We start from the raw sequence: 18,381 nt of genomic DNA, 5'->3' as shown, positions 1-18,381 counted from the left end.
AGGGCGGCAGGCGGTCTCCGTCGTAGAAACCGTCCGCGCTGTAGATCATCGGGGCGTCATCGCCGTGGTCGGCTTCGACTACGTGGCCCATGAAGGTCGTGTGCGTCGTCCTTTCCAGCCTTTCGCCGATGCGGGCCACCAGCGCGGCGGAGCAACCGTCAGTGAGCGGCGTGCCCTCGTACCCCCGGTGCCAGGCCTGAGAACTGATCCGCTGACTTGGGACACGGGTTATCCGACCCAGCGGCTGGGCGGCAACGGCGGGGAGCTGGTCGACCGTGTCGAGCACCACTTCCGCGTCCCTGAGGCCCGGCCGTGGCTCGCCGGCCCGGGCCACGGCCAGTGGTGAAAGCGTGTGGGTCGACCTCGGCGACGACCGTCATGCCTAGACCGGCGGCCCGGAGATGTCGTGGACCAGCCCCACCGGATCGGCGCCGGTGCAACAGCACGGATCCGGATCGACGGCCTCCCTCCCCTGAGGTACGGGAACGAGATCGTAGGCACCGGCCGACATGAGATGGGTGGCCCCGGCCGCGAGGGCGATCAGCCTGAACAGCTGAACTCCCGCCCACGCAAAACGCTCGGCTGGGATACCCCAGCCGAGCGTCTCGCTAGGCTCTTACGGCGGCCAACCGACTTCACGTGTTGCGCAGACTGCTGGAATCCGCCGTACAGGAGACGGCCCTCCGGGCGGGCAAGCCGATTACAGCTGCTCCGCGACCTCGAACTCAAGGACGTCGGTGAACTCACGCCCGTAGGAGTCGGTCGCAGTCACCTCGGCGGTGTGCTCACCGGTCTCGAGGCCCTCGGGCAGGTCGTAGCGCCACAGGTGCATCGTCCGGTCGGCGACGCTGCCTCCGTGCACCAGCTGCTGCGAGACCGCGTACGGGTCGGAGTACTCAGCGCCGACATTGACCGCCTCGCCCTCCAGCTGCTGGGTGCGCGCGGCCTCCTCGTCCGGGCCGCCGTTGAGGCTGACGTCGACCGTCGAGCCGGTGGAGCCGAAGAAGAAGTTGGTCGTCAGCCAGGTGCCCTCGGACAGGTCGGTACGGTCGACCACCAGGGGCGCGTCGAGCTCGGGGGCCTCCCCGACGGGGTCCTCGTTCCACTCCTGGCGCTCGTCGAACCACTCGCGGTAGGTCGGGCTGTTGATACCCAGCTGCGTCTGCACGTCGTCGGACTCACCGGTGACGGTGTAGCGCTCCTGGAACTGGTTGCCCTCGACGTCCAGCGTCGTCAGGCCGGGACGGCCGCCGTCGCGGCCGATCGCCGTCGGGTAGCCGTCGTCGCCGACCTCGCCGGAGTACCAGTCACCCGAGATCGCGCCCGCGGTGATGTGCGGGAACGGCAGGCCCTCGATACCGAAGAGGTCGCGCCAGCCCTCGACGTCGTCGCCTGCCTCGAGGTTCTCGATGGTGTGGCTGTGTCCGGCCACCGTCACCGCCTCGCGGCCCTCCAACAGCTCGTGCACCTCGGCGACCTGGTCGACCTGGTGCACCGGGGAACCCTCGTCCGCGTAGTTGAGCAGACCGATGTGGCCGGCGAGCACGACCAGCTTGTCGTCGGCGACGTTCTCCAGGTCGCGCTCGAGCCAGGTGAGCTGGTCGTCGCCGATGCGGCCGTTGTAGGAGGGGTCGCCCTCGGGGTCGGAGCAGTGCTCGTCGATCCCTTCGGGGCTGTCGTCGGCCGCGGTGCACGGGTACTCGACGGAGTTCAGCGCGATGAAGTGCACGTCTCCGACGTCGTAGGAGTAGTACTCCGGAGCCAGCTCCGCGCGGAAGGTGTCGAAGGAGTGCTCGGGGTCCGGGGAGTCGAAGTCCAGGTCGTGGTTGCCCGGCAGGAAACGGGCGGGACCGTTGGTCTCACCGGCCAGCTCCTTGATGTCCGGGTAGAGCGAGAGGTCGTCGCCGGCGACGTCACCGACGAACAGCGAGCCGCAGCCCGCGTAGTCCTCGCGCTCGGACAGGTCCTTGATGGCACCGGCACGCGCGTACTCGACCTCGTCCAGGTCGTAGACCTGCAGGTCACCGGCGATGACGCAGCTCTGCTCGTCCGCGCCGGCCTGCTCGCTCTCGGCGACCGGGAAGTTGACCTCGTCCGGCAGCGGCCCGGTGGGTTCGATGCCCCCGTAGCGCAGGTCCGGGGACCCTTCGGGCAGGTGGTTGTAGTGGAACTGCGGGACGTTGAACTCGTCCATCGGCACTTGGTAGCCCGACGGCTGCGTGATGGACACGGTCATGTTGTCGAAGGCGGGAAGCTCGTACCGGCCGTCGTCGTCGGTCACGACGACGTCGACGCCGTTGGTGACCGTGACACCGGCCAGGCCGTCCTGGCCTTCGCTGGCGCCGTCTCCGTCGGCGTCGACGAACACCGTGCCGGTCAGGACCGAACCGTCGTCGGGGCCGTCCTCGGTCTGTACGACCTCGACCTCGCCGCGGTAGGCGATGTCGTCCCAGTCCTCCGTCGGCGAGGCGGCCGCGGGCACGGGCGTCACGGTCACGGAACCGGCGATGACACCGGCTACTGAGGCCGCCAACGTGGTGCGGAACCAGCGGCGCGTCAGCGGGGCGCGCCGCGGGTGCGCATATCGGGGGCTGTTCGTGAGCATGCGGTTGCTCTCCGATGCGTTAGGGGACACAACCGGTCGGTGGGACCGGCGGAGAGCAACTTTTGTCGACGCGGCTGAACGAGGTTCGAGTTGCCGACCAACAGTCGACCAGCGTTCGGTGACGACTGGAAGCACCGCCGAAGCGGCGCTCCCAGAGGGCACGCTGCCCAGGTGGTGTTCGCGACGATGCGGGCACCCGCTGCGCCGAGGGCGAGGGTGTGGGCGTAGGCCCGCCCAGTGTCCCCGCGGGCCGGAACACCATCGCGCATGAGCGATCAGGTGGGGGGCGGTGCTTCATGTCTGCGGCGGGCGGGCAGCGGGAACGTATAGGCACCCGGACGCTTCCGGCTGCACCCCGTGACCCTGATCCCGAGAGTGGGATGTGATGAGCAAGAACGTCTTCGTCCTCGGACTCGACGAGCACAACCACGAAGCGCTCCGCTCCCTCCCCGGGGCGGAGGGATACAGCTTCCTCCCGCTGCTCGACTTGGCGGAGCTGAACCAGGGGGAGCTGGACATGCCCGCTCTCCTCGCCAAGGCCGAGAAGCAGCTGGAGTCCTTCGACGGTCCCGTCGACGGGATCATCGGCTACTGGGATTTCCCGGTCAGTTCCCTGGTCCCCCTGCTGTGTGAGCCGCGGGGCCTGCCCCATGCCCCGCTGGCCGCCATCGTCAGGTGCGAGAACAAGTACTGGAGCCGTCTGGAGCAGCGGGCCGTGGTCCCCGAGGTCGTCCCGCGTTTCGCCGAGGTGGACCTGGAGGCCCCGCACATCCCTGAAGAGCTGTCCTACCCGATGTGGTTGAAGCCGGTGAAGGCGTTCTCCTCCGAACTGGCCTTCCGAGTCACCGACGACGCTGAATACCGCCAGGCCGTCGAGCAGATCCGCCAGGGTGCGAGCCGCATCGGAGCACCCTTCCAGTGGATCATGGACAAGGTGCGCCTGCCTCCCGAAGTGGCCGAGGCCGGGGGCACGGCCGGGCTGGCCGAGGAGGAAGCGCAGGGACGACAGGTCACGGTGGAGGGCTACGTCCACGGGTCCACGCCGCACATCTACGGTGTCATCGACTCCGAGTGCTACTCGGGCACGTCGAGCTTTCTCTGCTACGAGTACCCCTCCAGACAACCGGAGGAGGTCCGCGACCGGTTGATCGGGTTGACCGAACGGGTCATCACCCGGATGCGCCTGGACAACACGGCCTTCAACGTCGAGTACTTCCACGACCTCTCCTCGGACACCATCACACTCCTCGAGATCAACCCCAGGCACTCCCAGTCGCACGCCGCGATGTTCGAGAGCGTGGACGGAGTAGCCAACCACGACGCGGTCCTACGCATCGCGCTGGGAGAGGAGCCCGAGCACAGCAGCGGCGGCGAGTACGCTTTCGCGTCCAAGTGGTTCCTGCGCCGTTTCCGGGACGGTTTCGTGCACTCGGTGCCCACCGAGGAGGAGATCGCGCAGATCCAGCAGCGCATACCCGGGGTCTCCATCGAGGTGACCGCCCAGCCGGGCGAGTGGCTCTCCGAGCTGCCCGGACAGGACAGCTACAGCTATGAGCTCGCCGACGTCTTCGTGGGCGCACACAGTCCCGAGGAAGCCGAGGAGAAGTACCGGGAATGCGCGCACGCACTCCGCTTCGACATCCAGGACGCCGACCAGCGCTGAGCACAAGGGGGGCGACACCATGCGGACAGTGAGCACGCTGCCGAACGAGGTCCGAGAGGACGAGTACGTACTGGTCCCCATGAGCGACGGGACCCGACTCGCCGCCCGGGTGTGGCGGCCCGTGGACAGCGAGGAAACCCCGGTACCGGCCATCCTGGAGTTCATCCCCTACCGGCGCCGCGACCTCACGGCTCAACGGGACTCGATCCACCACCCCTACACGGCCGGGCACGGCTACGCCTGTGTCCGCGTCGACCTGCGCGGCAGCGGCGACTCCGAGGGGGTACTCCAGGACGAGTACCTCGAGCAGGAACTCGTGGACGCCGAGGAAGTGCTCTCCTGGATCTCCGGGCAGCCCTGGTGCGACGGGCGCACGGGGATGATGGGCATTTCCTGGGGAGGCTTCAACGCCCTCCAGGTCGCGGCCCGCCAGCCCGAGAGCCTGCGCGCCATCGTCACGGCCTCGTCCACCGACGACCGCTACTCCGACGACGTGCACTACATGGGCGGGTGCCTGCTGGGTGACAACCTGTCGTGGGCCTCGACCATGTTCGCCTACAACTCCTGTCCCCCCGACCCGGAGCTGGTCGGTGAGCGCTGGCGCCAGATGTGGCACGAGCGGCTGGAGCACAGCGGCCTGTGGCTCGACACGTGGCTGCAGCACCAGCGGCGGGACAAGTACTGGAAGCACGGTTCCGTCGCCGAGGACCTGAGCGCTGTACGGGTGCCGGTCATGGCCGTGAGCGGGTGGGCGGACGGCTACTCCAACTCCGTGTTCCGCCTGATCGCCGGACTGGACGTGCCGCGGCTGGGTCTCCTCGGGCCCTGGTCGCACAAGTATCCCCACCTCGGCCAGCCCGGCCCCGCCATCGGCTTCCTCCAGGAACTGGTGCGCTGGTGGGACCGGTGGCTCAAGGACATCGACAACGACGTCATGGACGCGCCGATGCTGCGCGCCTGGATGCAGGACAGCGTCGAGCCCTCGACCACCTACGACGAGCGTCCGGGGCGCTGGGTCGGGGAGAACACGTGGCCCTCGCCGAGCGTCGTGCCGGAGGTCCGCCCTCTGTCGGCTGGCCGGATGCTGGCGGAGGGCGTGGAGCCCGAGCGGACGACCCTGACCCTGTCCTCCCCGCTGTCCACGGGCCAGTACGCCGGCAAGTGGTGTTCCTACAACGCCCCACCCGACCTGCCCTACGACCAGCGCGAGGAGGACGGCGGGTCGATGGTCTTCGACAGCGGCCCGCTCACGGAGCCGGTGGAGATCCTGGGCTCACCCGTGGTTGAGCTGGAACTGTCCGTGGACCGGCCGGACGCGATGGTCGCTGTCCGGCTTTCGGACGTCGCCCCCGACGGCGAGGCCACACGCGTCACCTACGGGCTGCTCAACCTCACCCACGCGAACAGCGACGAGGAACCGGAGAAGCTCGAGCCGGGACGCCGGTACCGCGTTTCGGTACCCCTCAACGGCATCGCACAGGTATTCCCGCCCGGACACCGCCTCAGGATCGCGGTGTCGACCTCCTACTGGCCGCTCGCGTGGCCCTCCCCCGAACCCGTGATGCTGGCCGTCTACCCCGGCGAGCACACCCGGGCCCTGTTGCCCGTGCGCGCTCACGGCGAGGCCTCAGGGCCCGAACCGGCCCCCTTCGAGGAGCCCGAGGGGACGGCCCCCATCGAGACCCGGCAGCTCGCACCGGGCGAGCAGCGGTGGGACATCACGCGCGACCTCGTCCAGTACCGTTCCTCGCTGAACGTGGTCAAGGACCTGGGCACGGTCCTCTTCGACGGCATCGGTCTCGAGGTGACCAGAAGGGCGGTGGAGAACTACGGGTGGGTCGGCAACGACTATGACTCCGTGCGCGGGGAGACCGTCTGGACCCTGGGCTTCCGCAGGGGCGACTGGTCCGCGGAGACCGTCACGCGCACGGAGCTCACCTCGACCGCGACCCACTTCCACCTGCACGCGACCCTCGACGCCTACGAGGGGGGCGAACGGGTGGCGTCGAAGATCTACAGCTCGGATATCCCGAGAGACCACGTCTGAGCCGGGGCAGCACCGATCACACCTCGAGCGACAACGTGCCGCCCCCGGCCTCCAGGAAGCGGGTGAGGTAGTCGCCAAAGCCCCCGGGAGCCCGGGAGTCCGTCCTCGCGGAGGTCACCACGGCCAGATCCCGGGGGCAGCGGACCCGATGGCCCGCGGCCTCCAACGCCGACACCAGGGCGTGGTCTTCGGAACAGGGCAGCGGAGGGAAGCCGTCGACGTCGGTGTAGGCGGACGCCCGGACACCGAGGTTGGCGCCGTGGACATGGGGGTGTGATCCGTACCCGCTGTGCGGATACACCAGGTCGAAGCAGCGCCCCGAACCTGGAGCGCGCATGGACCAGTCCCCCACCTCGATGGTGCCGACCACCGCGTCACAGTCGCGTGCGTGCCGCAACTGCTCGGTGATCCAGGACCGGGGCACGAGCGTGTCCGCGTCGGTCGAGGCCAGCCATACCGCGTCGAGGTCGAGGCCTTTGGCCAACCGAAGCGCGCGACGGGCGCCTTCGCGGCGGGCCGCGCCGACGTTGCCGTAGTGGGTGGTCACCACGTGCGCGCCCGAGTCCAGGGCGATGCGAGCGGTCCGGTCCGTGCAGTGGTCGGCAACGACGATGACATTGCGTGCTCGCGCAGCAAGGGGTGAGGCGTCCAGTGCCGTGTTCACCGACGCCAAACAGGCGCCTAGGAGCGCTTCCTCCTGGTGGGCCGGGATCACCACCGCGAGGCCGCGGATCACACCAGCCCTCCGGCCCGGGCCACGGACTCCGGCCGTCCGCCCTCCGTGGTCTGGTACAGATCGAGGCGGAAGTCCTCTTCCACGTGCTCGACCACCAGCCCCAGCCCGGGAACGGTCGTCAGCGCCAGGTGCGCGTCGTCTCCCGATCGGGCGTGCTCGGGGACCGGATGGCGCCAGTGCACCGCGAGCAGCGTTCCGCCGGGGGCCAGCGAGTCACGGGCGCCGACCAGTACCGATGCCAGGTCCGCGTCGTCGAAGTAGTAGAGGACCTCCGACAGGACGACGAGGTCGAACCGGCCCTCCGGCCACTCCTCGGGCACATGCGCGCGCCGAACCCGGACGTTGGCGATGCCGTTCAGCTCCTCGCGGGCCTGTGCGGTGGCCGCGGCCGCACCCTCCCATGCCAGGACGTGATCGCAGCGAAGCGCAAGCTCCCTGGTCAGCAGGCCGATCGCGCAGCCCGGCTCGAACGCGCGCCCGTACCTCTCGCGTGTCAGTGCAGCCATGGTCAGGGACCGCTTGCGCTGTTCGTACCAGCGGGTCCGAAACCCCCACGGGTCGTCGGAAGCGGAGTACATAGCCTCGAAGTAGGTTCGGCTGACCGTCATGTGAACACCACCTCGTGGTCGCGGGCGAAGTGGGCCAGCATCGCTGGTTCCAGGATCGCCTGGTCCGCCTCGTCAGGCCCGATCGGGCTGGTTTGCGTCGTGAAGGCGTTGATGGCGGAGTCCTTGCGGCGCCGGGCGTCCCGGGTCAGGTCGAGGCGGACTGCCCGGTCCCACGGCAGGGCTCCGTCACCGGGGCGCGACCAGTGCCAGGCCCAGACCGGGTAGGAGCGGAGCCGGAGCCCGAGTGTCCGGGTGGCGTCGAGGGCGGCCCGGCCGACCGCCTCGTGGTCGGGGTGCGGATCGCCCGCCCACGGGGCCAGGCACAGGTCCGCACCTCCGCACAGCTCCTCCAGCCGCTGGGACAGCTCCCGCTCCCGCTGGCACACACCCCCGTCGGGCAGCCGGAGGCGCACCACCTCCGCGCCACCGGCACCCAGCTCCACCAGCGCGTCCGTGCGCTCGGCGGCGCGTCGGGCGGTGAGCTGCTCGCGCGTGAACACGGAGCTGTCCGGATGCGAGGCCTCGCCGTCGGTGACGGCGACGATCCGCAGACGGGCGCCTTCGGCGGCCAGTACGGCGATGCCCCCACCGAACCCGAGCGTCTCGTCATCAGGGTGCGGCGCGAGGACGACCACGTCACGCACGCCGCCCAGGTCCAGTCCCGGCAGACGGTCGAACCCCGGCCACCGGGCCCACTCCTCCTCGGGCGTGCCGGTCTCCCGCACCGGACACGGGGAAGCCCCCGTGTCAGTTGCCCCCGTGTCAGTGGTCATCTGCCTCTCTCCTCCAGCGGTCGGCCGCGAGAACGCCCAGCGCGGCCAGGTCCCGGTTCCCGTGGTGCTGGCGGACGTACACCGCCAGGTCGGCAGTGGCGCGCGCGTAGGAGGGGTCGCCCGCGAGCGGACCCGCCCCGAGGGCCTCCCCACCACGGCGCAGCACTCGTGCGCAGGTATCGGCCACGACCGCACGCACCCGGGCGGCGAGCGCTGCGGTGCGGGCTCCGGGGTTCTCGTCGATCTCCCGAGCGGCGCGGCGCAATACCGTCTCCGAGATGTACAGGTCCCGGTCCACCTCGCCGAACGCGGCAAGCAGGTGGGGGTCGGCGCCGTCCCCGTCGGCTCGGTCAGCCAGGGGACGCGCCACGGCGAGAGCACCCCCGTACCAGCAGGCGGCGACACCCGCGCCCCCGTGGTGGAACCCCGGCCTGTCCACGTAGTCGCCGGGTCGGCCCACCGGTTCGGCACGCTGACCCGCGAAGCGGACGGTGAGTGTGTCGCTTGCGGCCATCCCCGCGGAGGCCCACGTGCCCGACTGCGGATCCGTTCCGGCCGTCCGAACCGCGAACAAGGCCCGCTCTCCCCCTTCGACATCTGCACTGACCAGGGCGTTCGTGCACACACGGGCTCCGGAACAGAACGGTTTGGCACCGTGGACCGTCCAACGCCCGCCCGACTGCTCCGCCTTCAGAGTCGCGGCGGGGGGATGCGCGGCCCAGACGCCCCACACCTCCCCGGGTCCCACGGCCGGGCCACCGAGCTCTTCCAGGATCGCGAGGGCGTCGGTGTGCCCTTCGGCCAGCCTCGCCAGGGAGAGGTCCTCCCGAGCAAGGGTCTGCAGGCGCTCCCAACGCGACCACGTGGCGCCGGACCCGGGGAGCGGCAGGTCGAGCCCGCCCGAGACGACTTCCTCCACCAGCCTGTCGGCAACGCCCCGGGTCTGCGGTTCCTCGATTCCGGACACCGAAGATGCCTCCTCGTGTGCCTCCTCGCCCACGGTCTCCGACGCTCTCAACGCATCGCTCCCCTCCTACGCCCGGCAGCGTCCCTCCAGTACTCCTTCTCCCCCAGGGGCCAGCCATGTCGACACGGTCAGGCGCATGGGCGCGGTACCGGCTCAGCAGGCCCATGCGGGAAGTGCCTGCCCTATCCCACGGCTCGCAGATCACCTCTGCTCCCCTGTTTCGGCGGGACGTACTTCTGACCGCTGCCCGAGGCCACGCCGCGACAAACTCAAGCGGAGGCCATGGGTGGTCGGATGGTCCCACGCAGGGGCGGTGTCGGTTACCGATCGAATCCGCCCGCGGTTATGGCCAAGAGCCTGGATCCGGCCCGTTTTTGGACCGTGCCGCCAGGGAAGCCGTTGCCGGGTAGAGGTCTCACCGGGACCACCTGATCCACCGTTCACCGGAGGGTGACGGGACTGGTCTCGGCGACCGCACTCCACGCGGATGAAACGGCGGAGGATTCCTGTGACCAATCCAGGACAGCGGCGGTGGCTCGGCAGGGCGATCCACTCGGACGCCTACGAACGGCACACGCTGCTACTCATCGGAAAGAGCACACTGGCTGCCGTACTCGCCTGGGTCGTCGCCCGCTATCTGATAGACGCTGCCTCACCCGCCTTCGCACCCTTCTCCGCGGTGCTGATCATGCAGGTCACCGTCTACCAGTCACTCCGTCAGTCACTGCGTTACGTCGGCGCCGTCGCTCTAGGAATCGCGGTCCAGGCCGTACTCGGTTTCACCGTCGGCCCCAACATCCTCACCTTCGTGATCGTCACGCTCTTCGCGCTGGGCATCGGGCGATGGCGTACCTTGGGCGCACAAGGGCCGCAGGTCGCCACTGGGGCGTTCTTTGCCTTCGCCACCTTTGTCGCGGCCGGCAACAACACTGAACGCCTGGTCGACCTGGCCCAGATCCAGCTGCTCGTGGTCGTTGGCTGCTGCATCGGCACAGCCGTCAACTTCCTGGTTTTCCCACCGCTACGCTTCCACAGCGCGGAGTACGCGATCCGCACCCTCGCCGAAACCGAGTGCCACCTGCTCACGGATATCGCGCGCGGCCTGCGCGAATCCGATGATCTCGATGAGGAGGACGCGGAACGCTGGCGCCAGCGTGCCAGCGGGCTGGATTCCATGGTTCGCCAGGCCCACGCGGCACTGGAAAGGGCCTGGGAGAGCGTCTACCTCAACCCCTCCCGGCTTCGGCGCAAGAACCGCGGGACCACCTCGTTCGAGGGCTACCGGCAACTGGTCGCCTCGCTGGAACGCGCGGCGTACCAGCTGAACTCACTCGCCCGCAGTATCCATGTGTGGAGCAAGGACGAGAGCCCGTCCACCTACCGGGAGTTCCTGGACTCCTACGGAAACTTCCTGACCGCCATTTCGGAGATCACCCGTGTACTGGGCCGCCTGGACGAGTCCCGCCTGTCCCAGCAGACCCGGGACGTCGCCGAACTGGTCGAGCACGCCCAGACATGCCGCTCCGTGCTCGCCGAAACCGAGGGCACGCAGGGCGCTCCGCCCTTCGGTGACCTGACGCAGCCATACGGCGTGCTGTTGATCGAGGCACAGCGGCTCATGGACGAGTTCGAGCACTGTCGGGACGTGCTGCAGCACTACGTCCACCGTTCAGGCGGCACCAGATCCCGTTAACCCGCCGTTCGGTCCGGATGCAGAGTACATACCTCCGGCCGGTCAGCGGCCCGCCGCGTAACCCTGCATGCCGCGGGGGTTGGCGCCCGCGCGCAGCACGCCGCTCTCGGGGTCGCGGGAGACGGCGGATATGCGTCCCAGCGACCACGGACCGCCGTGGGTGACCCGGTGGCCCCTGCGCCGCAGCTCGGAGACGGCCGCCTCGCCGACACGGTCCTCGACCACGAGCTCCCCGGGCGCGATCTCGCGTGGAAAGAAGGATCCCGGGAACGCGTTGTTGTGGAACATCGGCGCGTCGATGGCCTCCTGGAGGTTCATGCCGCCGTGCAGGAGCCGGAGGAAGAAGGTGAGCGACCACTGGTCCTGCTGGTCGCCGCCGGGTGTACCGAGTGCCATCACCCCTTCGTCCCCGCGGGTGACGAGGGTCGGGGTGAGCGTGGTCCGCGGCCGCTTGCCGGGGGCGACCACCCCCGGAGAGCGGCCGTCCAGCCAGAACATCTGCCCGCGGCTCCCCAGAGCGAAGCCTAGCGCAGGGATGGTCGGCGAGCTGGCGAGCCATCCGCCGCTCGGGGTCGCCGCTACCATGTTGCCCTCCGAGTCGACGACGTCGAGGTGGCACGTGTCGCCGCGCTGGTCTCCGGTCCGGTCCACGGTCGGCTCTCCGCTGGCCCGGTCGGTGCCGGGTGTCTCCCCCGCCAGCCACAGCGGCGGGATGAAGGGCTCGCGCCCGTCAGGGGAGCCGGGGCGCAGCTCCATTGACGCCTCCGCCGCGACCAACCGGGCCCGCTCCTCCGCGTAGGCCCGGCTGAGCAGGGTGTCCAGCGGAACGTCGGCGAACAGGGGGTCGGCGTAGTGGGCGTCGCGGTCGGCGAAGGACAGCTTTGCCGCCTCGGTGACCAGGTGGATGAACTCGGGTGAGAGGACGCCGGGCCCCTCCGCGCCGCCCAGCCCGAGTGCCTCGGCCAGGCGCAGCTGCTGAAGGAAGACCGGCCCCTGGCCCCAGGCACCGGTCTTGTGCACGGTCAGCCCCCCGTAGTCGACGCTGACCGTGTCCTCGTAGGAGGCACTCCACCCGGCCAGGTCGTCCCCGGTGAGCAGGGCGCGGTGGTAGCGGCCGTCGCCCGAGGCCACGGGTTCGGCGAGGAAATCCACGATCGCCTCGGCGACGAACCCTTCCCGCCAGATCCGCCGGGCCGCGTCGAACTGGAGGTCCCTGCGGCTGCCGACGGTCTCTGCCTCGTCGAGGATCCGCTCGTAGGTGTCCGCCAGGGCCGGGTTGCGGTGGAAGGAGTCGGCGGCGGGAACGTCCCCGCCCTTAAGCCACAGCTCCGCCGAGGTCGGCCAGAGTTGGGTGAAGACCTGCTGCACCGAGGCGATCTTGTCGACGATCTGCGGCATGAGGGGGTAGCCGCGGCGTGCGTAGCCGATGGCCGGCTCCAACAGGCTGCGCAGGGACATGCGGCCTCGGTCCCGTGCCAGCAGCAGCCAGGTGTCGAAGGCACCCGGGACCATCGCGGGCAGCACGCCGCTGCCAGGGATCCGGTCCATGCCCTCGAACGCCTCGGGTACCGCCGCGGCCGGGGCGGGCCCCTGACCGCAGAGCACGGTAGCGCGTTCGCCGACTGCCTTGAAGACGATCGGGGCCTCGCCGCCGGGCCCGTTCAGATGGGGTTCGACCACCTGCAGGGTGAAACCCATCGCGGCTGCCGCGTCGAAGGCGTTCCCCCCGCGTTCCAAAGCCGCCATTCCCACACCGCTGGCGATCCAGTGCGTGGAAGCGGCCATTCCGAAGTTTCCGCGCAACTCGGGCCGGGTGGTGAACTCGCGCATGTTGTCCAAGACTCCTACCAGTGGGGACGGGGTGGTCCGCCGGATATCGGCACACCGGGAACTACTAGTCGTAACTCAATAGTGACCCACAAACTCTGGATACTGTATATGGTCGCATTTGCCTGAAGAAAGCCCCAACGAGGGAAGGCGATCCCCTTCCCAGAACGGAGGTGTTCTCCGTTGCGCCAGCCCCCCACACCACACCGGCGGACGGGGCCGTTCCCGAAGCGGCGACGGGGTGTGCCGCCCACCGTTCCCGGCTGCGCCGCGGTCGCCGCCGCCCTGCTCTTCAGCGGGTGCACACCCTTGGTCAACCCCGAAGAGATCGCCGCCGCGGACCGCGGCGTCGTGGAGGGGCAGCTGGTCGAAGGGGGCGATCTGGTCATCGGCCTGGACCAGGAACCCGACGCGCTCGACCCGACACTGGCCACGACCCTGGTCGGCCGCCACATCTTCGACGCCATGTGCGAGAAGCTCTACGACGTCGACCCAGACCTGGACCTGGTCCCCCAACTGGCCGACGGACAGCCGGAGACTTCCGAAGACGGGCTCCAGGTCACCATCCCCCTGCGCGCGGACGGGGTCCTGTTCAACGACGGCACGGCCTTCGACGCCGACGCCGTCAAGCAGAGCCTGGACCGGCACCGCGAACTCCCGGGCTCGGTACGGGCCACCGAACTCGAATCCGTGGAATCCGTCGAGGCCCCCGACGACTCCACCGTGGTGCTGCGCCTGTCGCGCCCGGACCCCGCGCTGCCGGCCACGCTCGCGGACCGGGCCGGCATGGTGATGTCGCCAGCGGCCATGGACGAGCTCGGTGAGGACTTCGCCCAGGCCCCCGAGTGCGTGGGGCCCTTCGGCTACGTCGAGCGCGTCGCCCAGGACCGCGTCGTTCTGGAGAGGAGCGAGCACTACTACGACTCCGAGAACGTGCTGCTGGACCGGCTGATCTACCGTGCCATCCCGGACGGCACCATCCGGCTGGCCAACCTGCGCTCCGGGCAGCTCGACGTCATCCAGGAAGTCGATCCGCACGAGGTCGCCCAGGTCGAGGAGGAGGACGGGCTGCACCTGCTCAGCCAGCCCTCCCTCCAGTACATGGGCCTCACCGTGAACGTGCTCAACGCCGACGGGGTCGGCAACGATCCGCGGCAGTTCGACGGACCGCTGGCCGAGCACCCTGAGCTGCGCGAGGCCCTGTCCCTGGCCCTCAACCGGGAGGCCATCAACGAGGTCGTCTTCAACAGCGTCTACCAACCCGCCTGCGGACCCATCCCGCCGATCAGCGAGTTCGCGACGGAAGCCACCCTGGCCTGCCCCGACCACGACCCGGAACGAGCCGCCGAGCTGGTGGAGGAGAGCGGTGTGGACACCCCCGTGACGATGGAGATGATGATCCCCAACGACCCCACCAACGTGCTGCTGGGCGAGGTCATCCAGTCCATGGCCGGCGAAGTCGGCTTCGACGTCCGGCTGCGGCCCACCGAGTTCGCCTCGTCCATCGCCACCGCGCAGGCGGGCGACTTCGAGTCCTACATCCAGGGATGGTCGGGGCGGGTCGACCCCGACGGCAACATCGGCCAGTTCCACTTGCAGGGCGGGGGCAACAACTACTCGGGCCACTTCACCGAGGAGACCGACGAACTGATCGTCGAAGCCGCCTCGGAGACCGACGACGAGCGCCGCACGGAGCTCTACGACGAGCTGGTCCCCCAGCTGCAGGAGACCAACTCCATCATCTACCTCTTTCGCAACCGTCTCTACAACGCCCACCACGACGGTGTCGCCGGGATCGAGCTCCGACCCGACGGCCTGATCCGCGCGGCCGAGGCCGGACACGTCCAGGGTCAGGGGTGAGGCATGGGACGCTATCTTCTGGGTCGACTCTGGCAGTCGGCCGTCACGCTCCTCCTGGTCTCCATCGCCGTGTTCGCGGGCGTACGGGCCATGCCCGGCGACCCGGCTATGCTGCTCGCCGGGGAGGATCCCAGCCCCGAAGCCGTGGAGGAGATCAGCAACCGTCTGGGACTGGACCAGCCGCTACCGGTCCAGTACCTCATCTGGATCGGGCAGATGCTGCGCTTCGACTTCGGCGACTCGGTACGCACGGGCCTGCCGGTGTCCGAGGCCATCCTGACCCGGCTGCCCGTCACGCTGGAACTGGCCCTCCTGAGCCTGCTGGTCGCGGCGACGATCGGCATCCTCACGGGTGTCGTCGCGGCGGTCTGGAAGGGCCGGCCCGCGGACTGGGCCGCCAACGCGTTCTCGCTGGTCGGTATGTCGGTACCGAACTTCTGGCTGGGCCTGATGGCGATTCTGCTGTTCGCCGTGGCCCTGGGCTGGCTGCCGGCGTCGGGATACGTGCCCCTGACCGATTCGGTCGGCGGCAACCTGGCCAGCATGCTCATGCCGGCGGTGGTGCTCGGCACCGGGCTGGCGGCGGTGGTCACCCGGCAGACCAGGTCGTCCATGATCGAAGTGCTCGGGTCGGACTACATCCGCACGGCCCGCGCCAAAGGGCTCGGCCCCAGCCGGGTCGTACTGGTGCACGGCCTGCGCAACAGCATGATCACCGTGCTGACCATCCTGGGCATGCAGCTCGGGGCTCTGATCTCCGGTGCGGTGGTCACCGAACAGATCTTCGTGCTCGCGGGCTTCGGCAACCTGATGGTGGAAGCGGTCTTCACCCGTGACTTCCCCGTGGTGCAGGCGACCGTCATGGTCACCGCGATCGGCTACATCCTGGTGAACCTGCTCGTGGACCTGTGCTATTCGCTGATCGATCCCCGCATCCGCGTCCAGGGAGGCCGCCGGTGAGCGCTGAAACCACACAGAGCACCGGGGCGCCGGACCCCGCGACCACCCGGCGGTCGGTCTGGCACCGCCTGTGGCGCAATCCCGCGGGCCTGGTCGGCCTGGTGCTGTCCGCGGCCTTCGTGACCGTCGCACTCCTCGCCCCCGTGATCGCGCCCCAGGATCCGGCCGCCGTCGACTTCGACCGCATCCTGGCCCAGCCCGGCGCCGCCGATCCGATCGGCACCGACCAGCTCGGGCGCGACCAGGTGTCGCGCGTGATGTACGCCGTGCGCTCCTCGCTCCTGGTCGCAGCGGCGGCGGTCCTGCTCGCGCTGGTGATCGCCGCTCCGCTGGGGCTGCTCGCCGGGTACTACCGCCGCTACGTCGACCCGCTGATCTCCCGGGTCAACGACGCCGTGATGGCCTTCCCCTTCCTGGTGCTGGCGGTGGGCCTGGCGGCGATCCTCGGACCCTCGCTGGTCAACGCGGCCATCGCCATCGGCGTCTCGCAGATCCCCACCGTGCTCAGGGTGATGCGCGGTGAGGCCATGCGGCTCGCGGAGGAGGACTTCGTGGACGGCGCGATCGCCGGAGGGGCCGGAGACTTCGCGGTGCTGTTCCGGCACATCCTGCCCAACGCCGCCAACGCCCTGCTGGTCCAGATCAGTGTCGGGATCCCAGCCGCCGTCATCGGTGAGGCCATGCTCTCGTTCCTCGGTCTGGGCGTTCAGCCCCCCACCCCGTCGCTGGGCACGATGCTGTCCAGCTCGCAGGCTTATTTCGCGCAGGCCCCCTGGCTCGCCGTGTTCCCGGGGTTGGTGCTCGTCCTGCTCACCCTGGGTTTCAACCTGTTCGGCGACGGCCTGCGTGACGCACTCGACCCGAAGGGAAGGCGCCGATGACCGCCATCCGCCACGACGGCGCGGAGCCGGACACGGAGCCGGTACTGCGCGCTTCGGACCTCACCGTCGACCTGCCCGGCGAGGACCGCGACAGCCCGGTCCGTGCCGTATCCGGTATCGACTTGCAGGTGCGCTCGGGTGAGGTGCTCGCGCTGGTCGGCGAGTCCGGTTCGGGCAAGAGCATGGGCACCATGGCGATGCTCGGCTTGGTCCCGCACGGTGCGTCCGTACAGGGATCGGCCCGGCTGCGCGGCCGGGAGCTGATCGGGCTGGGAGAGCGCGACCTGCGCGGTGTACGCGGCAAGGAGGTCGCCTTCGTCTTCCAAGAGCCGATGACGTCGCTGAACCCGGTGTTCACGGTGGGTTGGCAGATCCGCGAGGTGCTGCGCCTACATATGGGACTCTCCCGGGCTGCCGCTCGCACCCGCGCCGCCGAGCTGCTCGAACTGGTCGGGCTGGACGACCCCGAGCGCCGTCTGGGCAGCTATCCGCACCAGCTCTCCGGAGGCCAGCGCCAACGGGTGATGATCGCGATGGCGCTCGCCTGCGACCCCGGGCTGCTCATCGCCGACGAACCGACCACGGCGCTCGACGTTACCGTCCAGGCGGAGGTCCTGGAGCTGCTGCGCGATCTCCGACGGAGGCTCGGCACCGCGATCCTCCTCATCACCCACGACATGGGTGTCGTCGCCGACATCGCCGACCGCGTCGCGGTGCTGCACCGCGGTGAGGTCGTGGAGACCGGTGATGTGCACCAGGTGCTCCGGGCCCCTGAGCACCCCTACACGCAGAAGCTGTTGGCGGCCGTCCCGCACCTGGGGTCGGCCCGTGCCGCGACGGAGCAGGGGCGGGTGTTCGTGCATGAACGGGCGTCCACGGAGGAGAGTGCAGCGGGCCCCGACGACCGGTCCGCGCCGGAGGAAGGTCAGGGGCAGCCGCCCGCCCCGGCGCTGGAGGTCCGCGACCTGAAGGTGGATTTCGGGTCCTTCAAGGCGGTACGCGGGGTCTCACTCACGGTCGGGGCCGACGAGATCGTGGGGCTGGTCGGAGAGTCGGGTTCAGGCAAGTCGACCCTGGGCAGGTGCGCCGCCGGTCTCACCCGTCCCACCTCCGGAACCGTCTCCGTGGGCGGCACGGACATCTCCGGGCTGTCCCGGCGTGCCATGCGGCCGCTGCGCAGACGGATGCAGATGGTCTTCCAGGACCCGGCCTCGTCGCTCAACCCGCGGATGAGCATCGGCGACGCCATCGCCGAACCGCTGCGCCGCTTCCGTGTCGCCCGCGGGGCAGATCTGCACAGCCGTGTCGCCGACCTGTTGCGTGACGTGGCGCTCGACCCCGGTATGCGGGAGCGCTACCCCCATCAGCTGTCCGGCGGTCAGCGCCAGCGGGTCGCCTTGGCCAGGGCGCTCGCGCTCGGGCCTTCGCTGCTCATCGCGGACGAACCCACCAGCGCCCTCGACGTGTCGGTCCAGTCCGAGGTGCTGGAGCTGCTCACCGGTCTTCAGCGGCGCCTGGGTTTCGCGTGCCTGTTCATCAGCCACGATCTGGCCGTGGTGGAACTGCTGGCCTCCCGGGTCGCGGTGATGCGTCGCGGGGAGATCGTCGAGCAGGGAGCGGCCCGGCAGGTGCTGTCCGCACCCGAGCACGAGTACACCCGGCAGCTGATCAGCGCCGCCCCGGTCCCCGATCCCGAAGTCCAGCGGAAACGTACCGGGGTGCGTTAGCAGGGCTCGGGTGCCCGCGGGCAGCGGACCGCGG

Annotated in this window: 13 protein-coding genes and 1 pseudogene; 7 read left to right on the top strand and 7 right to left on the bottom strand. The window is 69.7% G+C overall.

Going from position 1 to position 18,381, the window contains the following annotated elements:
* Positions 1–79: 79 nt before the first annotated feature.
* Positions 80–286 (bottom strand): annotated as a pseudogene (locus ACYVDG_RS26295) (hypothetical protein); the annotation flags it as partial.
* A 414-nt stretch (positions 287–700) separates the two neighbouring features.
* On the bottom strand, positions 701–2,605 hold the full coding sequence (locus ACYVDG_RS26290; protein WP_460759213.1) for a calcineurin-like phosphoesterase C-terminal domain-containing protein: 1,905 nt from the start codon (positions 2,603–2,605) through the stop codon (positions 701–703).
* Positions 2,606–2,990: 385 nt separating this feature from the next.
* Between ACYVDG_RS26290 and ACYVDG_RS26285 the strand changes: the two genes are divergently transcribed.
* The gene (locus ACYVDG_RS26285) at positions 2,991–4,268 is read left to right on the top strand and encodes an ATP-grasp domain-containing protein (RefSeq protein WP_460759209.1); all 1,278 of its coding nucleotides are present in this window, start codon (positions 2,991–2,993) and stop codon (positions 4,266–4,268) included.
* A gap of 19 nt (positions 4,269–4,287) precedes the next feature.
* A complete protein-coding gene (locus ACYVDG_RS26280; RefSeq protein ID WP_460759205.1) occupies positions 4,288–6,315 on the top strand; it encodes a CocE/NonD family hydrolase in 2,028 nt (675 codons plus the stop codon).
* Positions 6,316–6,331: 16 nt separating this feature from the next.
* Here the strand turns inward: ACYVDG_RS26280 and ACYVDG_RS26275 are convergent, their stop codons facing one another.
* Genes ACYVDG_RS26275 through ACYVDG_RS26260 form a run of 4 tightly spaced genes read right to left on the bottom strand, consistent with a single transcriptional unit; the run spans position 6,332 to position 9,450 of the window.
* Positions 6,332–7,051, bottom strand: coding sequence for a glycosyltransferase family 2 protein (locus tag ACYVDG_RS26275; protein ID WP_460759201.1), 720 nt, complete (start codon positions 7,049–7,051; stop codon positions 6,332–6,334).
* Positions 7,048–7,659, bottom strand: coding sequence for a class I SAM-dependent methyltransferase (locus tag ACYVDG_RS26270; RefSeq protein WP_460759198.1), 612 nt, complete (start codon positions 7,657–7,659; stop codon positions 7,048–7,050). Before ACYVDG_RS26270 ends, ACYVDG_RS26275 begins: the two co-directional genes overlap by 4 nt.
* Complete coding sequence (locus ACYVDG_RS26265) at positions 7,656–8,432, bottom strand: PIG-L deacetylase family protein (protein WP_460759193.1); 777 nt, start codon at positions 8,430–8,432, stop codon at positions 7,656–7,658. Before ACYVDG_RS26265 ends, ACYVDG_RS26270 begins: the two co-directional genes overlap by 4 nt.
* Positions 8,422–9,450, bottom strand: a complete 1,029-nt coding sequence (locus ACYVDG_RS26260; RefSeq protein ID WP_460759190.1) for an acyl-CoA dehydrogenase — start codon at positions 9,448–9,450, stop codon at positions 8,422–8,424. Before ACYVDG_RS26260 ends, ACYVDG_RS26265 begins: the two co-directional genes overlap by 11 nt.
* A gap of 457 nt (positions 9,451–9,907) precedes the next feature.
* Between ACYVDG_RS26260 and ACYVDG_RS26255 the strand changes: the two genes are divergently transcribed.
* Positions 9,908–11,092 (top strand): FUSC family protein, encoded by a 1,185-nt coding sequence (locus ACYVDG_RS26255; protein WP_460759187.1) that lies wholly within the window; start codon positions 9,908–9,910, stop codon positions 11,090–11,092.
* Between the two features lie 42 nt (positions 11,093–11,134).
* On the opposite strand, the gene ACYVDG_RS26250 is transcribed toward ACYVDG_RS26255, so the two are convergent.
* Entirely contained in the window at positions 11,135–12,922 is a 1,788-nt protein-coding gene (locus ACYVDG_RS26250) for a gamma-glutamyltransferase family protein (RefSeq protein WP_460759184.1), read from the bottom strand.
* Between the two features lie 240 nt (positions 12,923–13,162).
* Between ACYVDG_RS26250 and ACYVDG_RS26245 the strand changes: the two genes are divergently transcribed.
* The 4 genes from ACYVDG_RS26245 to ACYVDG_RS26230 are packed head-to-tail and all read left to right on the top strand — an operon-like array spanning position 13,163 to position 18,347.
* Positions 13,163–14,779 carry an ABC transporter substrate-binding protein gene (locus ACYVDG_RS26245; protein WP_460759181.1) on the top strand — a complete coding sequence of 539 codons (1,617 nt, stop codon included), beginning with the start codon at positions 13,163–13,165 and terminating at the stop codon, positions 14,777–14,779.
* A 3-nt stretch (positions 14,780–14,782) separates the two neighbouring features.
* Positions 14,783–15,739, top strand: coding sequence for an ABC transporter permease (locus ACYVDG_RS26240; RefSeq protein ID WP_460759176.1), 957 nt, complete (start codon positions 14,783–14,785; stop codon positions 15,737–15,739).
* Positions 15,736–16,620, top strand: a complete 885-nt coding sequence (locus tag ACYVDG_RS26235) for an ABC transporter permease (RefSeq protein WP_460759173.1) — start codon at positions 15,736–15,738, stop codon at positions 16,618–16,620. The genes ACYVDG_RS26240 and ACYVDG_RS26235 overlap by 4 nt, the downstream gene beginning before the upstream one ends.
* Complete coding sequence (locus ACYVDG_RS26230; RefSeq protein WP_460759170.1) at positions 16,617–18,347, top strand: dipeptide ABC transporter ATP-binding protein; 1,731 nt, start codon at positions 16,617–16,619, stop codon at positions 18,345–18,347. The genes ACYVDG_RS26235 and ACYVDG_RS26230 overlap by 4 nt, the downstream gene beginning before the upstream one ends.
* Positions 18,348–18,381: the final 34 nt, after the last annotated feature.

The sequence above is a fragment of the Nocardiopsis oceani genome (assembly GCF_054777395.1).
The sequence above is the reverse complement of the archived record's forward strand: the minus strand, read 5'-3'. Positions and strand labels throughout refer to the sequence as shown.

Excerpts from the sequence above, each read along its gene's own strand:
- ACYVDG_RS26290 (WP_460759213.1), bottom strand. The coding sequence starts at position 2,605 with ATGCTCACGAACAGCCCCCGATATGCGCACCCGCGGCGCGCCCCGCTG.
- ACYVDG_RS26285 (WP_460759209.1), top strand. The coding sequence starts at position 2,991 with ATGAGCAAGAACGTCTTCGTCCTCGGACTCGACGAGCACAACCACGAA.
- ACYVDG_RS26280 (WP_460759205.1), top strand. The coding sequence starts at position 4,288 with ATGCGGACAGTGAGCACGCTGCCGAACGAGGTCCGAGAGGACGAGTAC.
- ACYVDG_RS26270 (WP_460759198.1), bottom strand. The coding sequence starts at position 7,659 with ATGACGGTCAGCCGAACCTACTTCGAGGCTATGTACTCCGCTTCCGAC.
- ACYVDG_RS26265 (WP_460759193.1), bottom strand. The coding sequence starts at position 8,432 with ATGACCACTGACACGGGGGCAACTGACACGGGGGCTTCCCCGTGTCCG.
- ACYVDG_RS26250 (WP_460759184.1), bottom strand. The coding sequence starts at position 12,922 with ATGCGCGAGTTCACCACCCGGCCCGAGTTGCGCGGAAACTTCGGAATG.
- ACYVDG_RS26240 (WP_460759176.1), top strand. The coding sequence starts at position 14,783 with ATGGGACGCTATCTTCTGGGTCGACTCTGGCAGTCGGCCGTCACGCTC.
- ACYVDG_RS26230 (WP_460759170.1), top strand. The coding sequence starts at position 16,617 with ATGACCGCCATCCGCCACGACGGCGCGGAGCCGGACACGGAGCCGGTA.